At 58.3% G+C, this 22717-nt stretch carries 21 protein-coding genes and 1 pseudogene; 10 read left to right on the top strand and 12 right to left on the bottom strand.

The window, feature by feature from the left end:
- Window position 1 precedes the first annotated feature (1 nt).
- Window positions 2-1726 carry a LemA family protein gene (locus AC13E3_RS23225; protein ID WP_482902612.1) on the bottom strand — a complete coding sequence of 575 codons (1725 nt, stop codon included), beginning with the start codon at window positions 1724-1726 and terminating at the stop codon, window positions 2-4.
- A gap of 109 nt (window positions 1727-1835) precedes the next feature.
- Between AC13E3_RS23225 and AC13E3_RS23220 the strand changes: the two genes are divergently transcribed.
- From AC13E3_RS23220 to AC13E3_RS23205, 4 genes are all read left to right on the top strand, one after another.
- Window positions 1836-2921 carry a threonine aldolase family protein gene (locus AC13E3_RS23220; protein WP_482902626.1) on the top strand — a complete coding sequence of 362 codons (1086 nt, stop codon included), beginning with the start codon at window positions 1836-1838 and terminating at the stop codon, window positions 2919-2921.
- Window positions 2922-2995: 74 nt separating this feature from the next.
- Entirely contained in the window at window positions 2996-3562 is a 567-nt protein-coding gene (gene efpL / locus AC13E3_RS23215; RefSeq protein ID WP_008173777.1) for an elongation factor P-like protein EfpL, read from the top strand.
- A 30-nt stretch (window positions 3563-3592) separates the two neighbouring features.
- Complete coding sequence (locus AC13E3_RS23210; protein WP_008173779.1) at window positions 3593-4777, top strand: YbfB/YjiJ family MFS transporter; 1185 nt, start codon at window positions 3593-3595, stop codon at window positions 4775-4777.
- Between the two features lie 43 nt (window positions 4778-4820).
- On the top strand, window positions 4821-5330 hold the full coding sequence (locus AC13E3_RS23205; RefSeq protein WP_008173781.1) for an acyl-CoA thioesterase: 510 nt from the start codon (window positions 4821-4823) through the stop codon (window positions 5328-5330).
- 8 nt (window positions 5331-5338) lie between these two features.
- Here AC13E3_RS23205 and paaX read toward each other — a convergent pair whose 3' ends face one another.
- A complete protein-coding gene (gene paaX / locus AC13E3_RS23200) occupies window positions 5339-6307 on the bottom strand; it encodes a phenylacetic acid degradation operon negative regulatory protein PaaX (protein ID WP_008173782.1) in 969 nt (322 codons plus the stop codon).
- 273 nt (window positions 6308-6580) lie between these two features.
- Between paaX and AC13E3_RS23195 the strand changes: the two genes are divergently transcribed.
- The 6 genes and pseudogenes from AC13E3_RS23195 (at window position 6581) to AC13E3_RS23170 (ending at window position 11840) form a co-directional block, all read left to right on the top strand.
- Window positions 6581-7738 carry an ABC transporter substrate-binding protein gene (locus tag AC13E3_RS23195; protein ID WP_008173783.1) on the top strand — a complete coding sequence of 386 codons (1158 nt, stop codon included), beginning with the start codon at window positions 6581-6583 and terminating at the stop codon, window positions 7736-7738.
- A gap of 82 nt (window positions 7739-7820) precedes the next feature.
- Complete coding sequence (locus AC13E3_RS23190) at window positions 7821-8696, top strand: branched-chain amino acid ABC transporter permease (RefSeq protein ID WP_008173784.1); 876 nt, start codon at window positions 7821-7823, stop codon at window positions 8694-8696.
- The gene (locus AC13E3_RS23185; protein ID WP_008173786.1) at window positions 8696-9703 is read left to right on the top strand and encodes a branched-chain amino acid ABC transporter permease; all 1008 of its coding nucleotides are present in this window, start codon (window positions 8696-8698) and stop codon (window positions 9701-9703) included. The genes AC13E3_RS23190 and AC13E3_RS23185 overlap by 1 nt, the downstream gene beginning before the upstream one ends.
- Complete coding sequence (locus tag AC13E3_RS23180; protein ID WP_008173788.1) at window positions 9700-10458, top strand: ABC transporter ATP-binding protein; 759 nt, start codon at window positions 9700-9702, stop codon at window positions 10456-10458. The genes AC13E3_RS23185 and AC13E3_RS23180 overlap by 4 nt, the downstream gene beginning before the upstream one ends.
- A gap of 17 nt (window positions 10459-10475) precedes the next feature.
- Window positions 10476-10925, top strand: a pseudogene (locus AC13E3_RS23175) (hemerythrin domain-containing protein); the annotation flags it as partial.
- Window positions 10926-11135: 210 nt separating this feature from the next.
- The gene (locus tag AC13E3_RS23170) at window positions 11136-11840 is read left to right on the top strand and encodes an ABC transporter ATP-binding protein (protein WP_041646303.1); all 705 of its coding nucleotides are present in this window, start codon (window positions 11136-11138) and stop codon (window positions 11838-11840) included.
- 120 nt (window positions 11841-11960) lie between these two features.
- On the opposite strand, the gene paaZ is transcribed toward AC13E3_RS23170, so the two are convergent.
- The 10 genes from paaZ to paaH form a co-directional block, all read right to left on the bottom strand.
- Window positions 11961-14006 (bottom strand): phenylacetic acid degradation bifunctional protein PaaZ, encoded by a 2046-nt coding sequence (paaZ, locus tag AC13E3_RS23165; RefSeq protein WP_482902611.1) that lies wholly within the window; start codon window positions 14004-14006, stop codon window positions 11961-11963.
- A gap of 87 nt (window positions 14007-14093) precedes the next feature.
- Complete coding sequence (gene paaE / locus AC13E3_RS23160) at window positions 14094-15173, bottom strand: 1,2-phenylacetyl-CoA epoxidase subunit PaaE (protein ID WP_014577968.1); 1080 nt, start codon at window positions 15171-15173, stop codon at window positions 14094-14096.
- Window positions 15174-15186: 13 nt separating this feature from the next.
- Window positions 15187-15756: a 1,2-phenylacetyl-CoA epoxidase subunit PaaD gene (gene paaD / locus AC13E3_RS23155; protein ID WP_008173796.1), complete on the bottom strand. Its 570-nt coding sequence runs from the start codon at window positions 15754-15756 to the stop codon at window positions 15187-15189.
- Window positions 15740-16504 carry a 1,2-phenylacetyl-CoA epoxidase subunit PaaC gene (gene paaC / locus AC13E3_RS23150; protein ID WP_008173798.1) on the bottom strand — a complete coding sequence of 255 codons (765 nt, stop codon included), beginning with the start codon at window positions 16502-16504 and terminating at the stop codon, window positions 15740-15742. The genes paaD and paaC overlap by 17 nt, the downstream gene beginning before the upstream one ends.
- A gap of 12 nt (window positions 16505-16516) precedes the next feature.
- Window positions 16517-16798 (bottom strand): 1,2-phenylacetyl-CoA epoxidase subunit PaaB, encoded by a 282-nt coding sequence (gene paaB / locus AC13E3_RS23145; protein WP_014577967.1) that lies wholly within the window; start codon window positions 16796-16798, stop codon window positions 16517-16519.
- Window positions 16799-16815: 17 nt separating this feature from the next.
- Window positions 16816-17808 carry a 1,2-phenylacetyl-CoA epoxidase subunit PaaA gene (gene paaA / locus AC13E3_RS23140; RefSeq protein ID WP_008173802.1) on the bottom strand — a complete coding sequence of 331 codons (993 nt, stop codon included), beginning with the start codon at window positions 17806-17808 and terminating at the stop codon, window positions 16816-16818.
- Between the two features lie 327 nt (window positions 17809-18135).
- Window positions 18136-19446, bottom strand: a complete 1311-nt coding sequence (paaK, locus tag AC13E3_RS23135) for a phenylacetate--CoA ligase PaaK (protein WP_008173803.1) — start codon at window positions 19444-19446, stop codon at window positions 18136-18138.
- A gap of 60 nt (window positions 19447-19506) precedes the next feature.
- Complete coding sequence (gene pcaF / locus AC13E3_RS23130; protein WP_176443055.1) at window positions 19507-20754, bottom strand: 3-oxoadipyl-CoA thiolase; 1248 nt, start codon at window positions 20752-20754, stop codon at window positions 19507-19509.
- Window positions 20751-21197, bottom strand: coding sequence for a hydroxyphenylacetyl-CoA thioesterase PaaI (gene paaI / locus AC13E3_RS23125; protein WP_482902610.1), 447 nt, complete (start codon window positions 21195-21197; stop codon window positions 20751-20753). The genes pcaF and paaI overlap by 4 nt, the downstream gene beginning before the upstream one ends.
- Window positions 21194-22714 carry a 3-hydroxyacyl-CoA dehydrogenase PaaH gene (gene paaH, locus AC13E3_RS23120; RefSeq protein WP_482902609.1) on the bottom strand — a complete coding sequence of 507 codons (1521 nt, stop codon included), beginning with the start codon at window positions 22712-22714 and terminating at the stop codon, window positions 21194-21196. Before paaH ends, paaI begins: the two co-directional genes overlap by 4 nt.
- Window positions 22715-22717: the final 3 nt, after the last annotated feature.

Here is a 22717-nt window from a genome sequence, read left to right as displayed (position 1 = left end):
TTCACGTTTTTGAACTGAACTGCGGTGCTTCGCGGAAACGGAACAGTTTTGCCAGGATCACGTCAGGGAAAGACTGGATCCGGGTGTTGTAGATCATGGCGCTCTCGGTGTAGCTGTTTCGCAAGAGCGAAAGGTAGTTTTCCGTCTCTGCCATGATCGACATGAACTTCTGAATGTCCTCATTGTTCTTCAGGTCCGGATATCCCTCGATCCGGGCCTGGAGGGCATTGGTTACGTTCTGTTCAAACTGGATAAGCTTGTCGGCCTGGCCCTTCGAACTCATCTCGACAGGGTCCGCACTGCGTAGCTGGGCAATGGCTTTCAGCAGCTGTTTTTCGTGGGCCAGAGACGCCTTTACGATTTTCTCCAGGTTGGGCCACAGCTCATGGCGTTGCTGGAGAATGGTGTCGATATTGGCCGATGCCCGCAAAGCCCCTTGCCCCCGATCCAGGCCGGCAAAACCCAGGCAGTAGACGTTCACGAAGGTTTCGAGAAAGCGGACGGTGTAACGCCTGTCGCCCCGGCGCTCCGAATGGTACTGCGGGTATTCGATCTTCGCACCGTCTGGCTGGACGAGAACCTTTCCCTCGCTGTCCTCCAGCCAGAAAGGCGCTAGTTCTTCCCGATGCTCAATAACCCGCCATTTTTCGTTTTTTCCGGAACCCCGCTTTTCTTCAACCTTGTAGTCGAAGGCCACGCATTTCTCGTTTTTTAGTGGATCCCTGAGCGGGGGATGGTCTTCATCGACATCCACAATTGCCTTGAGCTCCGAGACGCCAAAACTGAGTCCCCGGGTGCTGCTGGTAGGTACCGCTTCGATCAGGCGCTTGAACTTGACGGTCCGGATCGACAACCACAAGAGCAACAGGGCAGCAATAATGCTGGCTGCGGCGAGTCGGCGGCTGGTCCAGGCGTGCTGGTATCGGCCCTCATACAAATCGGCGATGGCAGACCATTCCTGACGGAGCTTGTTGATGCCAAGCACCGAGAGCGTACCGGACACCGCAATGGCCATTACCAGAACATAGACCCAGAACCGGTGAACTTTGATCAACGGAAGGGACAGCGCGATACCCAGAGCCAGAAAGCCAGTTGCGATGGAAATGCGGATGGCTGCCTCGAAGAACCGGTCGCCACTGTCCACGGTCAGCGTGTTCCGGGAAACCATGGCCGGAAGGCTGAAGTCTTCGAGGCCATAAAAGGTAACTGCCCCGATTTCGCTGCTGTACTGGCCGATTACCCGCGCCGTGTGTCCGGGAATGAGCGCCCACTCCGAGTAGATTCTGCGGCCGGACTGATTGCGATAGGTTCGCTCCAGATTCCATTCGACCTCTTCCAGATCGCTGCCCGGAGCTACAATGACTGAGCCGGTCTGGTCCCTGAGCTGGAAGTCGCCGCCGCGGGCGCCGGAATCCAGGGTGCGGATACGCAGATCACCGTCGGAGTCGCGATATTCCTCCTCGAGTTTGTAGCGATAGTAGACCGCCTCGGTGTTGGAATAGGGCGTTTCGAGAGTTCCCAACTGATCCGTGACCTTGCCTGCGATCACATAGGGGCCTGTGGTCAAAGCGCCGACGGGCATTTCTGGTAGGCGTTCCAGTTGCCGTGCTTCGGTGAGCTGGCTGAGCCCGGTCGTCATCGCATAGTAGCTGCCTGCCAGGCAGGCGACTGCGATAATGGCGGTGATAATCCGGCCGGGAATACTGGCGATATTGAAGCGCCCCATGGCGGGAGAGTCCTTGGTCTGCTGGCTTTCAGGGGCAAGAGTATAAAGTATCGGGCTTTGTCATTCCCCCGGCCTCACCCGAATTGGGATGGAACGCAAGTTGGCAATGATGGGTGGTTCCTATAACGTTAAAGGCTTTCCTTTCAGAATTCAGGAGCGCGTTGTGTCCCAGTCCGAGCAGTTTGCCAGCGACAACTACAGCGGTGTGTGCCCGCAGGCCTGGAAAGCCATGGAAGCGGCTAACCGGATGGATGAACCAGCCTACGGCGAGGACAGCTGGACGCAAAAGGCAGCGGATGGTCTGAGGACTTTGTTCGATACCGACTGTGACGTTTACTTCGTGTTCAATGGCACTGCCGCCAATTCTCTGGCCCTGGCCTCGATCGGTCAGTCGTTTCACAGCGTGATCTGCCACGAGCTGGCCCATATTGAAACCGATGAATGCGGCGGCCCGGAGTACGCCTCCAACGGTGCCAAGCTGCTTCTGGGGCAGGGTGCAAACGGCAAGCTGACACCGGAGAGCATCGAGCACCTGGTGACCAAGCGGACCGATATTCACTACCCCAAGCCCAAGGCGCTCAGCCTGACCCAGGCCACAGAGGTCGGGACGGTCTATACACCCGAGGAGCTCAGGGTCATTCGGGCGGTCGCCGATCACCATAAGCTCAATATCCATATGGATGGCGCCCGCTTCGCAAATGCGGTGGCTGCGCTGGATGTACATCCGTCGGATATTACCTGGAAGGCCGGTGTCGATGTTCTGTGCTTTTCCGGTACCAAGAATGGCCTGGCGCTTGGTGAGGCGGTGGTGTTCTTCAACAGGTCTCTGGCGGAGGACTTCGAGTGGCGGTGTAAGCAGGCCGGCCAGTTGGCCTCCAAGATGCGTTATATCTCGGCACCCTGGTGCGGGCTTCTCGAAGGCGATGTGTGGTTGGAGAATGCCCGCCATGCCAATGCCTGTGCCCAGCGTCTTGCCGTGGGGCTGGAAGGTCTTCCAGGTATCCAGCTACGCTACCCCAGACAGGTGAACGGTGTTTTCGTGGAGATGCCAGAGCCTTTGCAGGCGGCACTGAGGGCCAAAGGCTGGCGCTTTTACAACTTTATCGGTGGCAGTGCCCGTCTGATGTGTTCCTGGGCAACGACCAATGAACAGGTAGAACGCTTCCTGTCGGATGTTCGTGCCCTGGTTAGTTAAGATCTATCGATTCCGGGGCGAAGTCGTGGTATATCAGCAGCCCCAAAACCCCAATTTTTTCGGAAACAGAAGACATGCCCAGAGCCAGTGAAATCAAAAAGAATTCCGCCGTTGAATACGATGGTCGGGTGTATTTTGTAAAGGACATCGAGCGTTCCGTGCCCCAGGGCCGCGCGGGCGGCAGTCTTTACCGCATGCGCATGTACGATGTGGTGACCAATCAGAAGCTGGACGAGACCTTCAAGGATTCGGACATGCTCAACCTGGCCGACCTTACCCGCCGGGAAGCCACCTTTTCCTACGCCGATGGCGATGAGTACGTGTTCATGGATACCGAGGACTTTACTCAGTACAGCCTGAACCGCGAGGCCATTGCCGAAGAGCTGCTGTTCATTTCCGAAGATACTCAGGGTGTCATGGTCATCCTGTTGAAGGATTCGCCGGTTTCGCTGGCTCTTCCGCCTACGGTGGAGCTGGTAATTGAGGAGACGGACCCGTCTGTAAAGGGTGGCTCTGCGACGGCTAGAACCAAGCCCGCCCGGTTTGCCACTGGCCTGGTTGTTCAGGTTCCCGAGCACATCTCCACCGGCGACCGCATTCGCATTAACGTGGAGGAGCGCAAGTTCCTGGGCCGCGCCTGAGTTAACGTCGTTCCGAAGTAAGGACACCCTGTGAAGCCGATAGAAACGATAAAAGTGCTGGTCGCCAGCGTGATTGCTGTTATGGTCATGGTGGGTATTGCCCGGTTTTCCTACACGCCGATGATCCCGGAAATGGTCGCGGCACTGGGGCTGAGCAAATCCGTCGTCGGCATGCTGGCAACCGTGAACTACGCCGGCTACCTGACCGGCGCAGTGCTGATTACCCGCATCAGCGATCTTGGTCTCAAGGTAAGGCTCTACCAGCTTGGCCTGGTGGTTGCCGTGGTTTCAACGGTTCTCATGGGGTACACCACCAATGTGTGGGTGTGGTCCATTCTGCGTTTTATCTCAGGTCTGAGCACCTCAGCGGGTATGTTGCTGGGTGCCGGTCTTTTGATGAGCTGGTTGATCAAGAACAACCAGAAGTCCGAGCTCGGCGTGTTCTTTTCCGGTATCGGGCTCGGGATTGTACTCACCGCTGTGGTGGCGGAGCTGATCAAGGATCCGTTCACCTGGGATCAGCAATGGGTGATTTACGGGCTGGTGGCCCTTGGGCTTCTGTTGCCCGCCTGGCGTTGGATGCCGGACTACCGGGCCTGTGCCTTGCCGAAAACAGGTGCGGCCAAGGCAGGTGACGAGCGAAGCCGGTTCATACGGATCCTCCAGCTGGCGTATTTCTGCGCCGGTGTGGGCTATGTGGTGACAGCCACCTTCCTCGTAGCAATTGCGGAATCCATGCCCGAGCTTCAGGGGCAGGGCTGGCTGGTCTGGCTGATTGCAGGTCTTGCTGCAACGCCGGCCTGCTGGCTGTGGGATGTGTTTTCCCGGCGTTGGGGCCAGTGGCTGGCGCTTTATCTGGCCTACACCCTGAACTCCGTGAGCATCCTGATGCTGATCGTGAACACCAGCTTCGCCAGCGTGATGCTCAGCTCCGTGATTTATGGCGCCAGCTTTATCGGTATCGTCAGCATGATGCTGGCAATGGTAGGGCGGGTTTTCCCCGAGAACCCTTCCCGGCCCATGAGCCGGTTGACCTTCAGCTACGGTATCGCCCAGATGATCGCACCCGCGGTGGTTGGCTATCTCGCGGATGTGGAAGGTAATTACACCAACGGCCTCTGGCTGACCCTGGTGGTGATGGCGTTAGGCGTTTTGATGCTTCACCTGGCAAGGCTGGCGCAGCAGCGTCAGGGCGAAGCCGCGACAGCGGGTTGAATTGATTCCGCAATCGAATGTCACTCGAAGAGGAAAGCAGATCATGCCAGGAAAGCCTTCAAAACCCGTATCAGCATCTGCGATTGAGAAGCACGTCTACAAGGTGTTTCCAAACGACATGAATTCCCACAATACCGTGTTCGGCGGCATGATCATGGCAAAATGCGACCGGCTGGCGCTGGTCGTGGCAGAGCGGCATTCCGCCCATGTTTGTGTGACGGCTGCCGTGGATTCAATCCATTTCAGGGCACCGGCGAAGGGTAACGATACGCTGCTGTTCAGCCTGTCGCTGAACCGGAGCTGGGGCTCGTCCATGGAAATCGGTGCCAGGGTAGAGGCCGAAAACAGTTACACCGGCGATACGCGGCACATTCTCTCGGCCTTTTTCACCTTTGTTGCTCTGGACGAGAATGACCGGCCGGTGGATGTCCCGGAAGTGATACCGGAAACGGACGAGCAACAGCGCCGGTACGACAATGCCGAGATTCGCCGGGAAGGGCGCCTGAAAACCCGGGAACAACTGGCATCCTCGTCCCGCTCGGCAACTGACTGAGCGGGTGCCTAGAGAACCTCTGGTTCTGTTGTCGGATCTGTCTGGATGGCAGTATCCCGCAATCCACCGAACCGCTTGTAAAACTTCTCACCCGGACCTGGAAGGGGGCCGGAGGCGTTTTCGAGGTTCTCGTCCAGCCACTGCTCGGCCCGCACATAGATTTGACGATACAGGTTCCGACACAGCTGTTTGGCGCTGCGGCCTTCCCAGTCACCGGGTAGCAGTTCATCGGGCAGCAGCGGGTCCCTCAGAAGAATTTTGCGGTACTCGTGGATCAGCAGGATCCGGAGTATCAGGCACTCCGCGGGGCTGAGAGTGTCCTCAGACTGGAGTTCACGCCACAGGGGCCGGAACTGGGTCAGGAAGCGTCGGTAGCGGCCGCCCAGTTCCTCAAGGTTCCAGCTTTCGCGAACCTGCAGTCTCAGGGCTCTTGGGCTCTTCTGCTCCATGGGCATGGTCTGCATCACGATGGTGTCTTCGAGAGCACCCCATTCCTGAAGCATTGGAATCAGTTCGCTGCGAGTGAAGCGTGGGTGTTCCATCAGCCCGGGTGCCATGCTGCCAAAACTGAGCCACTTGAGTTCCTCCCGGACTTTTTGCCTGAGTTCCGGGGAAAGCTGGTTCAGGTAGACCAGGCACCAGCTTCCACTCCATTCTTCGGCGCCCAGGTTATAGACGTGCTGAAAAGCCTGCTCGAACCGCCGCAGGCCCGGGCCGGTGAGGCTGTAATAACTGCAACGGCCCACCTTTTCGGTCTGCAGCCAGGATTCCTGAACCAGACGATACACCGAGGTGCGAACCAGTCGCTGGCTGATGCCCATGGGCTCTACCAGTTTCATCAGGCTTCCCAGCCAGACATTGCCGCCGCGGGGAACGATGGCATCGCCATAGATGGTGATGATGAGTGAGCCGGCCCGAAGGGGTCGCTTTTTCTGGAAGTTCTTGACGAGCAGTTCTAGCTGGCTTTTTGCAGTCATGGCCTGAGTTCGCAAATAAGAATCAATGAAACACGTTGTACGTATTATGCGGTTCTTACGTGTCAGGTAAAGGTTTGTCTTTCGATCAGCGGTGCTGGCGTGTTCTGCCAGTGTCGGCTTTACTGACAGAGCCGCGTTGGCACTCCCGGAAATCAGTTGACACGAGCGTTATGATACAATAACTTCATTTGATATTCGTCAATGGTATCGAATCATACCGGGAGCGAAGAAACAAAAACTCAAGCCCCTGCAAAAAACGGGAGAACAAAAACAATGTTTAAAACAGTGATTCGTCGCGCAGGCAAATGCGCAGCCGTTGCAGCCGCCGGTCTCATGATGATGAGCGCTCAGGCAGCTGAACCCATCAAGATCGGTTCGTTCCTGTCAGTGACAGGCCCGGCATCGTTCCTTGGTGATCCCGAGCTGAAAACGCTCGAGATGTACGTTGAAAAAATTAATGAAGAAGGTGGTGTCCTTGGTCGTCAACTGGAGCTGATCCACTATGACGACGTTGGCAACGCTTCCTCTGCCCGTAACTTTGCCAGTCGCCTGATCCGCTCGGACCAGGTTGATATCATCGTTGGCGGCAGTACTACCGGCGCTACCATGGCGGCGGTACCGCTGATTGAGCAGGCAGAAGTGCCGTTCATCTCCCTGGCCGGTGCTGTGGTTATCACCAACCCGGTCAAAAAGTGGGTATTCAAGACTCCTCAAACCGACCGCATGGCGGCAGAGCGTATTCTGACCGACATGAAGGATCGCGGCATTACCAAGTTTGGTCTGATTTCCGGTACCGGTGGTTTCGGAAGCTCGGGTCGTACCCAGACTCTGGAAGTGGCCGAAGCGATGGGAATGGAGGTTGTAGCCGACGTTACCTACAGCGGATCTGATACAGACATGACCGCCCAGCTGACCAATATCCGTAACACAAGTGGTGTGGAAGCGGTTCTGAACTTCGGTTTTGGTCAGGGTCCGGCCATCGTAACTCGCAACTATGCCCAGCTGGGTATGGAGCTTCCGTTCTACCAGTCCCACGGTGTCGCATCCGACAGCTTCCTGGAGCTCGCTGGCTCCGCGGCTAATGGCCTGCGTCTGCCCGCCTCTCCGCTGCTGGTGCCGGATTCCCTGCCGGACGACGATCCCCAGAAAGAAGTGGTCCAGAACTACAAGGCTGAATACGAAGCCCGCTGGGATTCCAAGGTGTCCACTTTCGGTGCCTATGCCTACGACGGCCTGATGCTGGCAGTTCGCGCCATGGAAGAAGCTGGCTCTACCGATCCGGAAGCAGTTCGTAACGCACTGGAAAACATCCAGGGCTATGTCGGTGTAACGGGCGTGTTCAACATGTCCCCGGAAGACCACAACGGCCTTGATCCGGAATCCTTCCGCATTCTGGAAGTCCAGAACGGCGAATGGAAACTAATCGACTGATACCCCTTTAACCTGTCTCGCGGCTGGCGACGACCCCTTTTCAGGGCAAGTCGCCAGCCGATGTTCGACCGGAACCACCGCTATGCTCGCAGAATTCTTACAGTACCTGTTCACCGGGATTACTATCGGTGCGACCTACGCCCTGATAGCCCTCGGTTTTACCCTGATCTATAACGCCAGTCACGTCATCAACTTCGCCCAGGGCGAGTTCCTGATGATTGGAGGCATGGCGACGGTTTCGCTTACGGCCATGGGTGTACCCATGATCCTGGCGGTCGTGCTGGCCGTAGTCCTGGCCGGTATCCTCGGCATCGCCCTGCAGCGCTTCGCGATTGCGCCTGCCAAACAGGCCGATGTTGTTACCCTGATTATTATCACCATCGGTGCGTCGATCTTTATTCGCGGTATTGCCCAGGTAGTCTGGGGCAAGGAATACCACGTGATGCAGAATTTCAGCTCGGACCAGCCTATTGAAGTTTTCGGAGCGGTATTGAATAGCCAGAGCCTCTGGGTTCTCGGTATTGGCGCGATCCTGGTGGTCGGCCTGGTGCTGTTCTTTACCAAGACACTGATTGGCAAGGCTATCCTGGCGACATCCATGAACAAGGAGGCTGCGCGCCTTGTCGGTATCCGGACTCAGATGGTTCTGATGCTGGCATTCATGGTTTCGGCATTACTGGGCTCTGTGGCCGGTATTGTTGTTGCCCCGATCACGTTCACGTCCTACGACATCGGTATCATTCTCGGACTGAAAGGCTTTGTGGCGGCTGCCATTGGCGGCCTGGGTAGCGGCGTTGGCGCGGTGGTTGGTGGTCTCTCGCTGGGCATCGTTGAGGCCATGGCGGCCGGCTACATTTCATCGGACTACAAGGATGCCGTGGCATTCTCCATGATCCTGCTGGTGCTGTTCTTCATGCCCCGCGGATTGTTCGGTGCCAAGGTAGTGGAGCGCGTCTGATGTTGAACACGTTTATGCAGTCGCGTCTCCGGGGGCTGATTGTTCTCGCCCTGATTCTCATCATTCTTCCCGCTTTTCTCGGCAACCCGTTCCATTATGAGCTGGTTACCCAGATGGCGATCATTGCTGCCACGGTGGTTGGCCTTAATCTCCTGGTGGGTTTTGCTGGCCAGATCAGTCTTGGCCACGCTGGCTTCTTCGGTCTTGGCGCCTACTTTACCGGCATCGCGACCGGCACCTACGGCTGGCCTTCAGTGCCCGCGTTGGTGGTCGGAGCAATTGTTGTGGGCTTTATTGCCTGGATTGTCGGGCGACCGATTCTGCGCCTGAAGGGCCACTATCTGTCCATGGCGACCCTCGCCGTTGGTTTTATTATTGCCATCATCCTGAACAACGAGCGTGCACTGACCGGCGGGCCAGACGGTATGCCGGTGCCGGCCTTCGAAATATTTGGCTGGGAGCTGAGCGCGTTTGGTCGCTATTCGCTGTTCGGTATCACGATCGAAGGCTTCCAGGCCTGGTATATCTTCGCCAGCGTGGTGCTTCTGGTAGCGGTGTGGTTTGCCCTGAACCTGATTGAATCGCCGATTGGCCGGGCGCTGCGTTCGGTTCACGGCTCGGAAGTGGCTGCCAGCGTTGTCGGTGTGAACACCGCGAAATACAAAAGCCTGGTGTTCGTGATCTCGGCGATCTACGCCAGCCTGATGGGCAGTCTTTATGCCCACTTCCAGGGCTTCATTACGCCTGCGGTAGCAAGCTTCGAATTCTCCATCCTGTTCATCACCATGGTTGTTCTGGGTGGTATGGGCTCGACCTTCGGTGTCATTCTTGGCGCCGTGGTGCTGAAGCTTTTGCCCCAGGTTCTGGCAGATTTCCAGGAGCTGGAACATGTCATGTTCGGCCTGATCCTGATGCTCACCATGATTTTTATGCCAAAAGGGCTGTTGCCCACACTGACCGCGTTTGTTTCCAAGAAAATGCGCAAGAAAGCGGGAGGTGAGGCATGACAGCACTGGTCGAAGTAAAGGGGCTGGATAAAGCCTTTGGTGGTGTCCATGCGGTGGAAGGCGTCAGCTTTTCGGTTGAAGCCGGACAGGTCTATTCTGTTATCGGCCCCAATGGTGCCGGCAAGACAACGCTGTTTAACCTGATCACAGGGCTCTATACGCCGACCAAAGGCGAGATCCTGCTGAACGGTGAGAGCACCGCCAAGCTGGAGCCCAATGAACTGGCAGAGCGGGGCATGTGCCGCACGTTCCAGCAGATGCAGATCTGCATGAACATGACCGCCATCGAAAACGTGATGCTGGGTCGGCATCTGCAGCTCAAAAGCAGCCTGTTTACGACCCTGTTCCGTTTGCCTTCCTTGCGCCGCAACGAGGCCGCGGCCCGTAAGCGCGCCGCGGAACTGATGGAGTATGTAGGCTGTGGCGACTATCTCGACGCCGAAGCCTCGGCGATGTCCTATGGCGCGCTCAAGCGCCTGGAAATAGCCCGGGCACTAGCGGCCGAACCCAAGGTTATCCTTCTGGACGAGCCGGCAGCCGGCCTGAATGCGGTTGAAACCGCTGCCCTGGAGGATCTGATCCGGAAAATTGCGGATCAGGGCACCACGGTAATGCTGGTTGAGCACGACATGAAACTGGTGATGGGGATATCCGACCGGTTGCTGGTGCTTAACTATGGCCGTGTTCTGGCGGAAGGGACCCCTGAGGAAATTCGCCAGAACCCGGATGTTATCGCCGCCTATCTGGGTGGCTGAGCAAGGAGACATTTCACATGAGCGAGCAAAATACTGAAATGGCGCCTGCCCAGTCACGCAGTGAGCAGGCCGTACGGATTATTGTTCATGAGCACCAGGCGCTGTGGCGGATTCTGGATCTGCTGGATCAGTTGCTGAGTGATATGAACCTTAACGATCAGCGCCCGGATGAGCGGCTGCTGAAGACTATTTTTGATTACATCCAGCACTTCTCCCAGCGGGTGCATAGCACGCCCACGGACATTGAGCTCTACAAACGGCTCAGTGAGAAGTCCCCCGAGACAGCGCCTCTGCTGGAGAAGCTGGCCAGGGGCTATGTCATCGGTCACGAAAAGCTGGTGGAGTTGCGCCAGTTGTTGGCGGAGTGCGAAAAAGGCTGGCCGGAAGGTCGCGAAGAGTTCAGCCATGCTCTGGCCCGTTTCACGGAAGCCTTGCGCAAACACATTCGCAAGGAAGAGGGCGTGGTTATTCCACGGGCCCGTAAACTCCTGACCGAGGAAGACTGGCAGCAGATCATTGAAGCGCGGGACGTGGAAAACGATCCGCTGTTCGGTGAGCGCGTCCGGGAGGAATTCCGGGAATTGCGGCACCAGATTGTCAGCTATACACCCGAGAAATTCGGTGGTCTTGGCCTGAAGCACGCAGACCGGGTGACGGCGCCTCATGCCAAAGAAGAGATGCTGTCCATCAAGGGACTGGTGACCTCCTACGGCCAGATTGAAGTCCTGCATGATGTGGACATCCACATCAATAGTGGTGAGATCGTGTCACTGGTAGGCGCCAATGGTGCTGGCAAATCCACACTGTTGATGACTATCTCGGGTCTTCAGCCCACAGACCGGGGTGCCATCACCTTTGAAGGCAAGGATCTCTCGAAGATCACTGCCGATCAGAGGGTAGCTGATGGCATCGTCCAGGTGCCTGAAGGCCGGCAGGTGTTCAAGGACTTGAGCGTTCATGACAACCTGCTTCTGGGCGCCTATACCCGTGGCAAAACCCCCGAGGTAATGGACGATCTGGAACGGATGTACACCAAGTTTCCGATTCTGCGACAGAAGCGCCATAACCTGGCAGGCGAGCTCTCCGGTGGCCAGCAACAGATGCTTGCGATGGGCCGTGCCCTGATGGCCAAGCCAAGACTGCTGCTGCTGGATGAGCCCAGCATGGGTCTGGCGCCGTTGATCATCGAGGAGATCTTCAACATCGTCAAGGAACTCAAGGAAGAGGGTATTACCATCTTCCTGGTAGAGCAGAATGCCTCCCAGGCGCTGGCTCTGGCGGATCGCGGCTACGTGCTGGAAACCGGCAAGGTGGTGATCGAAGGGACCGGCCGTGAGCTCCTCAGCAATGAGAAGGTGCGGGAAGCCTATCTGGGCATGTAAGCGCCCGGGTTTTTCTTGCACCAATAAAAGGGGGACAGGTCTTGCGACCTGTCCCCCTTTTATTTGCCTGACGCTTTCCCCCTGGGGTCCAGGACAGGGAGAAAACAGGAAAGCCCGGTGTTACTCGGGCTTCTTGGCAACCAGTGTCAGGATGTCGTAGCTCGCAACCATTTCGTCGTTCTGGTTGTGAACCTGGACGTCCCAGACCACCACACCCTGAGGATGTCCGTCCGGAGATGTCCGACCCTGATCAATCTTGCGCTTGCAGGTCAGTCGTGCCCGGATTGTGTCACCCGGGGCAACCGGCTCAATGAAGCGCAGTGTGTCCAGACCATAGTTAGCCAGCACGGGGCCCTCGCCGGGATAGACAAACAGGCCGGCAGCAGCGGAAAGCACGAAATAACCGTGGGCAATACGCTTGCCGAACTGGGAGTCCCGCGCTGCGATTTCATCAAAGTGCATGTAGAAGTGATCACCGGACAGGCAGCCGAAGTTGACGATGTCGGCTTCGGTAACGGTGCGTCGGTGAGTCAGCAGCGATTCGTTGATCTGCAGGTCTTCGAAGTGGCGACGGAACGGGTGCACGTCCGTTTCGATCAGATCAGCACCGCGTACGTACTCGCGGGTAACCGCAGCCAGCATGCTCGGAGAGCCCTGGATCGCGGTGCGCTGCAAGTAGTGGTGAACCGCACGGATGCCGCCCAGTTCTTCACCACCACCGGCGCGCCCGGGGCCGCCATGCTTGAGCATGGGCAGAGGCGATCCGTGGCCGGTGGATTCCTTCGCGGCTTCGGCATCCAGCAGGTGCAGACGGCCATGGAAAGCGGCCAGAAGTGGCGCAATCCTGCCGGCAATGGCAGGGTCCCGGGTGGTCAGGGTAGTGACCAGGGAACCACGGCCTTTCGAGCAAAGTTCAACGGCGTCTTCAACGGTGTCGTAAGGAATGACCGTGGCAACCGGGCCGAAGGCCTCGATATCGTGGGCACCACAGCCGCTTTCCGGGTTCCGGCACAGCAGCAGGTGCGGCTCGATGAACGCGCCCTTCTCGGTGCCATCGCCGGTAGCCTTGAAGTTGCCTTCGCCACCCACAACCAGCTCACTGGTCTTGAGCAATTCCTGGATGTTGGCTTTCACATCCTCCAGCTGGTCGATGGAGGCCAGTGCACCCATGCGGACGCCTTCGACAGAGGGATCACCCACGGTGATCTTGGAAAGCTGCTCTTTCAGCTTGTCGCAGACCGCGTTTACCTGATCTTTCGGAACGAAGATACGACGAATGGCGGTACATTTCTGACCGGCCTTGGCGGTCATCTCGCGCCGGATTTCCTTTACGAAGACGTCGAATTCTTCGTGCTCCGGGGTCACGTCCGGCGCCAGAATGGCACTGTTCAGTGAATCGGCCTCGGCGTTGAACGGAATCGAACGATTGATGATGTTCGGGTGGTTCCTGAGCTTCCGTGCCGTTGCGGCCGAGCCTGTGAAGGTCACCACATCCTGCTCTTCCAGATGGTCAAACAGGTCGCCGGTGCTGCCAATGATCAACTGCAGGCTGCCTTCCGGAAGCGCGCCGGATTCCTGCATCAGGCGGACGGCGAGTTCGGTCACGTAGCAGGTTGAGGTGGCCGGCTTCACGATGGACGGCATGCCTGCCAGGAAGGTGGGTGCAAACTTTTCGAGCATGCCCCATACCGGGAAGTTGTAGGCGTCAATGTGAACCGCAACGCCGCCGCGGGGCACCAGGATATGGGTGCCTGCAAAGTGGTTGTTCTTGCCAAGAGGAGTCACCGGACCCTCGTGAACAACATTGCCGGACGGCAGCTCGCGCCGGCCCATGCTGGCATAGGAGAACAGGGTGCCAAAACCACCATCGACATCGATGCCGTTGTCGCCCTTGGTGGAACCGGTATGCATGGACAGAGCGTAGAGTTCTTTCTTGTGCTCCTGGAGGTACAGGGCCATGGCCTTCAGGGCCAGGGCGCGCTCCTGGAAATCCATCGCCATCAGGTTCTTGCCGCCAACCTTGCGGCCATACTCAACGGCGTTCTTGAAATCGAGGGTGTCGTCGTGGGTGTGGGCGACGATCTCGCCATTGATGGCGCTGGGCAGGGCCTTGGCGGGCTTTTCGCCGACCCACTGGCCGGCAATGAAACTTTTCAGGACTGACATGGGAAACTCCATTCGTTTCTGAAACGCGAAGGCAAGCCCCGTTGCTGCGGGACTTGCCTTGCTCTTGTCTTGTTTTGGGGGCGGAAACTACATTTCGTCGTAGTCCAGAACCACCTTGTCGCTGATCGGGTAGCACTGGCAGGAAAGCACGTAACCGGCTTCCACCTCGTAGTCTTCCAGAGCAAAGTTCTGGTCCATCTCTACCTCGCCTTCCACGACCTTGGCTCGGCATGTGGAGCAGACGCCAGCCTTGCAGGAATAGGGCAGGTCCGCGCCTTCTTCGTTGCCGGCATCCAGAATGCTCTTGGTGTCTCGCACCAGCGGGAAAGTCAGCGAGCGGCCATCAGCGATTACCGTTACTTCACTGATTGACTGCGGATCGACGTGTGCCGGATCCCGGTCTTTCCGGGCCTGGGGAACACCACCAGCCGGGGTAAACAGTTCGAAGTGGATCCTGCTCTTTTCCATGCCGTGGTTCAGCAGCGAGTCGCGCACGGTCTCGGTCATCATCTGCGGGCCGCAGATAAAGGCCGCCGTGAGCTCCTTGGCATTGATCCAGTGATCGAACAGCTTGTCGCACTTCTCGTGGTCGATACGACCGTTGTAAAGGTCTATGTCCTGTTCTTCACGGGTGAAGATGTACACCAGGTTAAGGCGGGACATGTACTCGTTTTTCAGGTCCTGCAGCTCGTCACGGAACATGGTGCTGCTGGTGGCCTTGTTGCCGTAGAACAGGGTGACCTCGCTCTTGGGCTCGGTCTCCAGGGTGGTCTTCACGATCGACAGAATCGGGGTAATGCCACTGCCGGCGGCAACGGCCAGATAGTTGCCTTCACGCTCGGGGTCCAGATCAACCGAGAAATGGCCCTGCGGCGGCATGACTTCCAGAGTCTGGCCGGGCTTGAGCTGCTCGTTGGCAAAAGTGGAGAAGCGACCGCCCGGAACCTGTTTGACGGCGATGCGAAGCTCCTGGTCGTTGACACTACGGCAGATCGAGTAGGAGCGGCGAACTTCCTCGCCATCCAGCTTGGTGCGCACGATCAGGTGCTGGCCCTGCTGGTAGTGAAACTTGTCTGCCAGATCTTCCGGCACGTCAAAAGCAAGTGATACGGCGTTTCTTGTTTCAGGTCTGACCTCTTTGAGGGTCAGTGAGTAAAATTTGTTCATGATCGTATCGGCTCTAGATGCATTTGAAATAGTCGAAGGGCTCGAGGCATTCCTTGCAACGATAAAGGGCTTTGCAGGCGGTGGATCCGAACTCGCTGACCCGTTCGGTGTCTTTGCTGCCGCAATGAGGGCAGGCAATGACCTCCGGTTCTCCGAGCAGGCTCATTTTGCTGGAGCTGCCCTCGGGTGGCGCGATACCGAACGCCCGAAGCTTTTCTTTGCCTTCGTCTGTGATCCAGTCGGTGGTCCAGGCAGGGGTCAGAACCTGTTTGATTTTCGGATCGCGGAAGCCAGCGGCGCGCAGCGCCTCGGCGATCAGCTCCTCAATCAGTTCGGTTGCCGGGCACCCGGAGTAGGTCGGGGTCACGTCAATGGACAGTTCTTTACCGTCCCAGTGAACCGCCCGGACAATGCCGAGCTCCACGACACTGACTGCCGGCACTTCAGGGTCTTTGACCTCTTCAAGAAGTGCCCAGATGTCGTCCTCTGTCAGCAGATCGGGGCGGGCGTTGGCCGGCACCCGATCACTGGCAATCAGAATGTCGACAGCTGACCGGCTGTCCGAATCACCATGTTGTGGCATCGGGATAGGCCCTCTGCAGGAACTGCATTTCTGCCAGGATGAAACCGAGGTGTTCGGTGTGCTCGCCGTGCTTGCCACCCATGTACATCCAGGCGTCTTCCGCGCCAGGAGTCAGAGTTGCCTGGGTGAGCACCTCGTTGACCATGCCGCGCCAGTCTTTGGCCAGCTGGTCAGTATCCGGGCCAATGCCCGCCTCGGCCATCACACGATCGGTGTCGTCCGGCGTAATAAGCTCGCCGGTAAAACGCCAGAGGATGTCGACGGCGTCCTGCATGCGGCGGTGGCTTTCTTCAGTGCCATCACCAAAACGCTTCACCCACTCCGAGGAGCGGCGCAGGTGGTAGGTCACCTCTTTCAGCGCCTTGGCGGCGATGCCGGCAATGCGCTCGTCGCTGGATTCGGTGAGGCTCTTGAGCGTGAAGTAGTGGTACACGTCGAAGAAGAACTGACGACCCATGGTGACGGCGTAGTCCTCGTTGGGCTGCTCGGTCATCAGCAGGTTGCGATACTCGTGAGCGTCCCGGCGGAAGGCCAGCTTGTCAGCATCGCGGCCATCGTCGATCAGCTCGGCTGCATACTCGTACCAGTTGCGAGCCTGGCCGACGAGGTCGAGGGCAACGTTCATCAGTGCCATCTCTTCCTCAAGCGCCGGGGCCTTGCCACACAGCTCGCAAAGGCGCTGGCCGAGGATCATGTCGGAATCTGCCAGGCGCAGCAGGTATTCCTTTAATGCTTCTGTTTGTGTCATGGGTACCGCTCCTTACATGTGTCCGACTTCATCGGGCAGCTTGTAGAAGGAAGCGTGCCGGTAAACCTTGTCTTCCGACGGATCGAAAAGTACTTCCTTCTCGTCGGACGCGGACGCCGTGATCGCGTCGGAGGGAACCACCCAGATGCTTACGCCTTCGTTACGGCGTGTATAAAGATCACGGGCGTTTTCCATGGCCATCTCGGCGTCTGCGGCATGCACGCTGCCCACGTGTTTGTGGTTCAGGCCGTGCTTGGACCGTACAAAGACTTCGTAAAGGCGCCATTCAGACATGTTGTATTCCTCCGGTATCAGGCGGCTTGTGCGCGCTGTTTTTGTTTTTCGGCGTAGGCGACGGCCGCTTCACGGACCCAGGCACCTTCGTCAATAGCGTTCTTGCGAGTTTTGATGCGCTCGCGGTTGCAGGGACCGTTGCCCTTGAGGACGTCGTAGAATTCCTGCCAGTTGATTTCGCCGAAATCGTAATGGCCGGTTTCTTCGTTCCACTTCAGGTCCGGATCCGGTGCAGTGCAGCCAAGGAATTCGAGCTGCGGCACGGTCTGGTCAATAAACATCTGGCGCAGTTCGTCGTTGCTCTTGCGCTTGATCTTCCAGGCCATGGACTGTTGGGAGTTCGGGGACTCGTCGTCATGCGGTCCGAACATCATCAGTGCCGGCCACCACAGACGGTTAATGGCGTCCTGCACCATGGCTTTCTGTTCCTCGGTGCCTTCGCGCATCATGTCCAGCAGGATCTGGTAACCCTGACGCTGGTGGAAGCTTTCTTCCTTGCAGATGCGGATCATGGCGCGGGAATAGGGACCATAGGAGGTACGCTGCAGCACCACCTGGTTAACAATGGCGGCGCCGTCTACCAGCCAGCCAACAGCACCCATGTCCGCCCAGTTCAGGGTCGGGTAGTTGAAGATGCTGGAATACTTGGCTTTTCCCTGGTGCAGCTTTTCGATCTCTTCGTCACGGTCAGCACCCAGGGTTTCCATGGCGCTATACAGGTACAGGCCGTGGCCCGCTTCGTCCTGAATCTTGGCCATCAGCTGGAGCTTACGCTTGAGCGTAGGCGCGCGGGTAACCCAGTTGCCTTCCGGCAGCATGCCGACCACTTCAGAGTGGGCGTGCTGGGAAATCTGGCGAATCAGGGTCTTCCGGTAGCCTTCCGGCATCCAGTTTTTGGGTTCGATTTTGGTTTCGGCGTCGACCTTTTCCTGAAAGTCGCGCTCTTCGGGCGACATCTCTTCTTTGGTCTTAAGGCGCTTGGCGCCGGTTTCAACGAGCTGGGCGTACATAAACAAATACCTCCGGATCGGGCTTGTTGTTCTGTTGTCCGTGAACAGAGAACCCTCAATAACAACTGAGGGTCAATGACTCCATATTATATGATACTGAATAAATATCAAGAACAGTCTTTGTGTGTCATGTTATATCTAAAAGCTTCCTTATGAGATCTTATAGTGCTGATTTGCATAATAAAAAAAGTGATACGTGAGCAAATGCTATTGAGATCAGCAAACGGAAAGCAATTTTAAATCGGTGATTGCGGGGCCTGGTGGTGGGAAAAGCAGCGAGAGTCAGCGGCATCCGCTGCGTGCTGACTCTCTGCTGGTCGGTCGGATTTACTGGTTACGGCGATCAAATACGCGCTTGGCCTTGCCTTCCGAGCGTGCCAGACGGTTGGTTTCCACCACCTCGACACGGGTGCTGATGCCGATGTAGGACTTGATGTGGTGCGCCAGTTCCTTGGCCGCCGCAGCACGACTCTCGGGGGTGTCGGTTACGCCGGGTTTCAGTTCGGTCCGGATATCCACGCAGTCCAGGTTGCCTTCCTTGTAAACCTCGATCTCGTAGTGCGGTGCCAGAGCCTCGCACTTGAGCACCTGCTCCTCGATCTGGCTCGGGAACACGTTGACGCCGCGAATGATCAGCATGTCGTCGCTGCGGCCGGTAATTTTGTCAATCCGGCGCATCGGGCGCGCTGTACCCGGAAGCAGGCGGGTGAGGTCTCGGGTGCGGTAACGCAGAATCGGCAGGGCCACCTTGGTCAATGACGTGAAGACCAGCTCACCGTATTCACCATCAGGCAGCACTTCACCGGTTTCCGGGTTGATGATTTCCGGATAGAAGTGATCCTCCCAGATGGTCGGGCCGTCTTTGGTTTCAATACATTCCATGCCCACGCCCGGGCCCATGACTTCCGATAGGCCGTAGATATCCAGTGCCTCGATGCCAAGGCGCTCTTCGATCTCGGAACGCATGGCGTTGGTCCAGGGCTCCGCGCCGAAGATGCCCAGGCGCAGCGGCAGCTTGTGGGGATCGATGCCCTGCCGTTCCATCTCGTCGGCGATGTTCAGCATGTAGGACGGTGTGACCATGATGATGTCCGGCTCAAAATCCTTGATCAGCTGGACCTGCTTCTCGGTCTGCCCGCCAGACATCGGAATAACGGTGCAGCCCAGACGCTCGGCGCCATAGTGGGCACCAAGGCCACCGGTGAACAGGCCATAACCGTAAGCCACATGTACCTTGTCACCGCGGGAGCCGCCACCGGCCCGGATGGAGCGCGCCACAATGTCGGCCCAGGTGTTGATGTCGCTCTGGGTGTAACCAACCACGGTTGGCTTGCCGGTGGTGCCACTGGAAGCGTGCACCCGAACCACATCCGACATGGGCGTGGCAAACATGCCAAACGGGTAGTTATCGCGCAGGTCTGCCTTGGTGGTAAATGGCACCTTGGCCAGGTCTTCCAGCGAGTTGATGTCCATGGGTTTCAGACCGAGGTCATCAAACGCTTTACGGTAAAAGGGCACGTTGGTGTAGGCATGGACAACGCTCCAGCGCAGGCGCTGCAGTTGTTCATGGCGCAGCTCATCAATGCTGGCGGTTTCCATGCGGTCAAGTTTGCCAAGTTTTTGTAGTGGTAAGGTCATGGTTCTGTCCTGCGTTGTTCTTGTCTGCCAAGGGTCTTTGTTCTGTTTTCCGCGGTGGCCTCAGGCCACCGTATCCGTGCGCTCAATGATCAGGGCGATACCCTGACCAACGCCGATGCACATGGTGCAGAGGGCATAGCGCGCTCTCTGGCCTGCAGCGTGGCGACGTTCCAGTTCGTTAAGGGCGGTGGTTACCAGCCGGGCTCCGCTCATGCCCAGGGGGTGGCCCAGGGCAATGGCGCCACCGTTCGGGTTCACGTGCTCGGCATCATCCGGCAGGCCGAGGTCCCGGGTAACTGCCAGGGCCTGGGCGGCAAACGCCTCGTTCAGCTCGATCACATCCATATCCGCCAGTTCCAGGCCGGCCGTGGCCAGAACCTTGCGGGTGGCGGGAGCCGGGCCAAAGCCCATGATCCGGGGCTCCACGCCGGCCGTTGACATGGCAACGATTCGAGCGCGGGGTTTAAGGTTGTATTGCTTGAGAGCATCGGCTCCGGCCAGCAGCAGTGCGCAGGCGCCGTCGTTCACGCCGGACGCGTTACCGGCGGTGACTGTGCCGTTTTCACGGAACGGGGTCGGCAGCGAGGCCAGCTTTTCAAGGCTGGTTTCCCGGGGGTGCTCATCAGTATCCACCACCAGTGGGTCTTGCTTGCGACGGGGAATCGTGACCGGTGTGATCTCCGTAGCGAATCGGCCATCCTTTTGGGCGGCCGCTGTGCGCTGCTGGCTGCGCAGGGCAAAGGCGTCCTGATCTTCCCGCGAAATGCCGAAATCGGCCGCCACGTTCTCGGCGGTTTCGGGCATGGAATCGATGCCGTATTGCTTTTTCAGGACCGGGTTTACAAAACGCCAGCCGATGGTGGTGTCAAAAATCTCCGCCTTGCGGCTGAACGCGGACTCGGCCTTGCCCATAACGAAGGGAGCCCGAGACATGGATTCGACGCCGCCGGCAATCATCAGCTGGGTTTCGCCAGTACGGATGGCCCGGGCGGCGCTGCCCACTGCATCCATGCCGGAACCGCACAGGCGGTTGATGGTGCTGCCTGGCACGTCTACCGGCAGGCCTGCCAGCAGAAGGGACATGCGGGCAACGTCGCGGTTGTCTTCGCCGGCCTGGTTGGCACAGCCGTAGAGAACGTCGTCAACTTTCGACCAGTCCAGGTCGGGATGACGCTCGGTCAGCGCCTTGATGGGGATGGCGCCCAGGTCGTCTGCACGCACTGCGGAGAGAGCGCCGCCATAACGACCGATGGGGGTGCGAATGGCATCGACGATGTAAGCGTCTTTCAAGGTGTTGTCGGTGCTCATGCAGTTTCCTCCGAGTTGCGAACGGTGCCACGAACCTCGTAGGAGCGGCCCCGGAACAGGGCAACCTTGCGGCCGTCCTGGTTAGTGAGTGTGATGTCGTAAACGCCGGTGCGGCCGCCGCGGGCCTGTTCTTCGGCGGTGGCGGTCAGCTGGTCGCCCTCTTTGGCGCCGTACATGTAATCAATGCTGCAACCGGAGGCCACGGTGGCGCGGTCGTAGCTGTTACAGGCAAACGCAAACGCCGAATCGGCCAGGGTGAACAGGTAACCGCCGTGGCAGGAGCCGTGGCCCTGGATCATGTCGCAGGTGACCGTCATGGTGAGCACTGCCTTGCCCGGGGCAACGGACTCGATGTTCATGCCCAGTTTCTGGCTGGCGCGGTCCCGCGCGAACATGGCCTTGGCGCATTCTTCGGCGAGTACTTGCGGATCCATCTCGCTCATGAATAAAACCCCTTCTGTGCAAATGCGTTCTTCCGGAGCAGCAGGGCAGGGCGATAGCGGTCCTCTGCGTAGCTGGTCTGGATGTTGGTGAGCACCTTGAACACGTGGCCCGCGCCCAGGCGGTCGCTCCAGCTCAGGGGGCCGTCGGGATAGTTCAGGCCCGCTTTCATTGCCAGATCGATATCCGCGACCGTTGCAACACCGTGAAGAGCCGCATCGGCCGCTTCATTCGCCAGCATGGCGACGGTACGCATGATGACCAGCCCCGGCCGGTCCGCGATCAGGCTGACTTCGATACCCGCTTTTTGCAGTAAAGCACAGGCACAGGAAACCGCTGCGTCGGACGCCTGATCGGCAGGCGCCAGGGCAAGCCGGCTTGCTTTGCTGTAGTCAAAGGCAAGGTCAAACAGCACCAGATTGGCGAGGCCCTCACAGGCGGCACGCTCGGTAGCCATCCGGCCGTCGGTAAGTGCCAGTACCGCATCGCCGAAGCGAATCTGGCCCGGGCCGTCGCGCTCGATAATGGTCAGGCCGGCTGCCTTCAGTCGCTCCAGCAACGGTGCGGCTACGCCGGGATTGCCTTCGGCAATGACCACGGACTCATCGGATTGATGTGCCGGCTCGGTCTTTGGCTGCGGCTTTTCCGCACTCTCGCCATAGGGATAGAACCCCTGGCCGCTCTTGCGTCCCAGGCGACCGGCTTCCACCAGTTCTTTCTGGATCAGCGACGGTAGAAAGCGGGGGTCCTGATAATAGGAATTAAAGACAGAGCTGGTAACCGCATAATTGACGTCGTGTCCGATCAGGTCGGTCAGCTCGAATGCGCCCATGCGGAACTGGCCAGCTTCGCGGATAATCGCATCCAGGGTGGCGGCATCGGTGGCCTGCTCCTGAAGGAGGCGAAGGCTCTCCGCGTAAAACGGACGGGCCACGCGGTTCACGATGAAGCCCGGAGTCGACGTTGCATACACCGGCTTCTTGCCCCAGGCGGTGGCCGTGGCATGGACGGTATCGGCAACGGTCTTGCTGGTCGCCAGCCCCATGACCACTTCGACCAGCGCCATCAGCGGTGCCGGGTTGAAGAAGTGCATGCCCACCAGACGCTCCGGTTTGCTCATGTCAGCACCGAGGGCGGTAACAGAGATGGAGGAGGTGTTGGTGGCGAGGATCGTATCGGCGGTACACAGGTCTTCAAGGCTCGCCAGCAGCTGACGTTTGATCTGGAGATCCTCGATGATGGCCTCGATCACCAGCCCGGCATCGGCAACATCATCCAGGTTCGCGACCGGGTGAATCCGGCCGATAACATCGTCCAGTTCCTGTTGCTGCATCTTGCCCTTGTCGACACGACGCTGAAGTTGTTTGGCAATACCGTCACGGCCTGCCTCAGCCGCTCCCTCTCTCTGGTCGTGCAGGTAAACCTGGTGGCCTGCCTGGGCGGCCACCTGGGCAATGCCGGAGCCCATGGCTCCGGCGCCGACGACGGCGACTTTGGTTTGAGTATCCAGTGCCGGCATGGC

This window comes from Marinobacter sp. L-80 (genome assembly GCF_056859395.1).
The sequence above is the reverse complement of the archived record's forward strand: the minus strand, read 5'-3'. Positions and strand labels throughout refer to the sequence as shown.

Coding starts and splice junctions, on each gene's coding strand:
- AC13E3_RS23225 (WP_482902612.1), bottom strand. CDS start 1,726: ATGGGGCGCTTCAATATCGCCAGTATTCCCGGCCGGATTATCACCGCC.
- AC13E3_RS23220 (WP_482902626.1), top strand. CDS start 1,836: ATGGGTGGTTCCTATAACGTTAAAGGCTTTCCTTTCAGAATTCAGGAG.
- efpL (WP_008173777.1), top strand. CDS start 2,996: ATGCCCAGAGCCAGTGAAATCAAAAAGAATTCCGCCGTTGAATACGAT.
- AC13E3_RS23205 (WP_008173781.1), top strand. CDS start 4,821: ATGCCAGGAAAGCCTTCAAAACCCGTATCAGCATCTGCGATTGAGAAG.
- paaX (WP_008173782.1), bottom strand. CDS start 6,307: ATGACTGCAAAAAGCCAGCTAGAACTGCTCGTCAAGAACTTCCAGAAA.
- AC13E3_RS23195 (WP_008173783.1), top strand. CDS start 6,581: ATGTTTAAAACAGTGATTCGTCGCGCAGGCAAATGCGCAGCCGTTGCA.
- AC13E3_RS23190 (WP_008173784.1), top strand. CDS start 7,821: ATGCTCGCAGAATTCTTACAGTACCTGTTCACCGGGATTACTATCGGT.
- AC13E3_RS23185 (WP_008173786.1), top strand. CDS start 8,696: ATGTTGAACACGTTTATGCAGTCGCGTCTCCGGGGGCTGATTGTTCTC.
- AC13E3_RS23180 (WP_008173788.1), top strand. CDS start 9,700: ATGACAGCACTGGTCGAAGTAAAGGGGCTGGATAAAGCCTTTGGTGGT.
- AC13E3_RS23170 (WP_041646303.1), top strand. CDS start 11,136: ATGCTGTCCATCAAGGGACTGGTGACCTCCTACGGCCAGATTGAAGTC.
- paaZ (WP_482902611.1), bottom strand. CDS start 14,006: ATGTCAGTCCTGAAAAGTTTCATTGCCGGCCAGTGGGTCGGCGAAAAG.
- paaE (WP_014577968.1), bottom strand. CDS start 15,173: ATGAACAAATTTTACTCACTGACCCTCAAAGAGGTCAGACCTGAAACA.
- paaD (WP_008173796.1), bottom strand. CDS start 15,756: ATGCCACAACATGGTGATTCGGACAGCCGGTCAGCTGTCGACATTCTG.
- paaC (WP_008173798.1), bottom strand. CDS start 16,504: ATGACACAAACAGAAGCATTAAAGGAATACCTGCTGCGCCTGGCAGAT.
- paaB (WP_014577967.1), bottom strand. CDS start 16,798: ATGTCTGAATGGCGCCTTTACGAAGTCTTTGTACGGTCCAAGCACGGC.
- paaA (WP_008173802.1), bottom strand. CDS start 17,808: ATGTACGCCCAGCTCGTTGAAACCGGCGCCAAGCGCCTTAAGACCAAA.
- paaK (WP_008173803.1), bottom strand. CDS start 19,446: ATGACCTTACCACTACAAAAACTTGGCAAACTTGACCGCATGGAAACC.
- pcaF (WP_176443055.1), bottom strand. CDS start 20,754: ATGAGCACCGACAACACCTTGAAAGACGCTTACATCGTCGATGCCATT.
- paaI (WP_482902610.1), bottom strand. CDS start 21,197: ATGAGCGAGATGGATCCGCAAGTACTCGCCGAAGAATGCGCCAAGGCC.
- paaH (WP_482902609.1), bottom strand. CDS start 22,714: ATGCCGGCACTGGATACTCAAACCAAAGTCGCCGTCGTCGGCGCCGGA.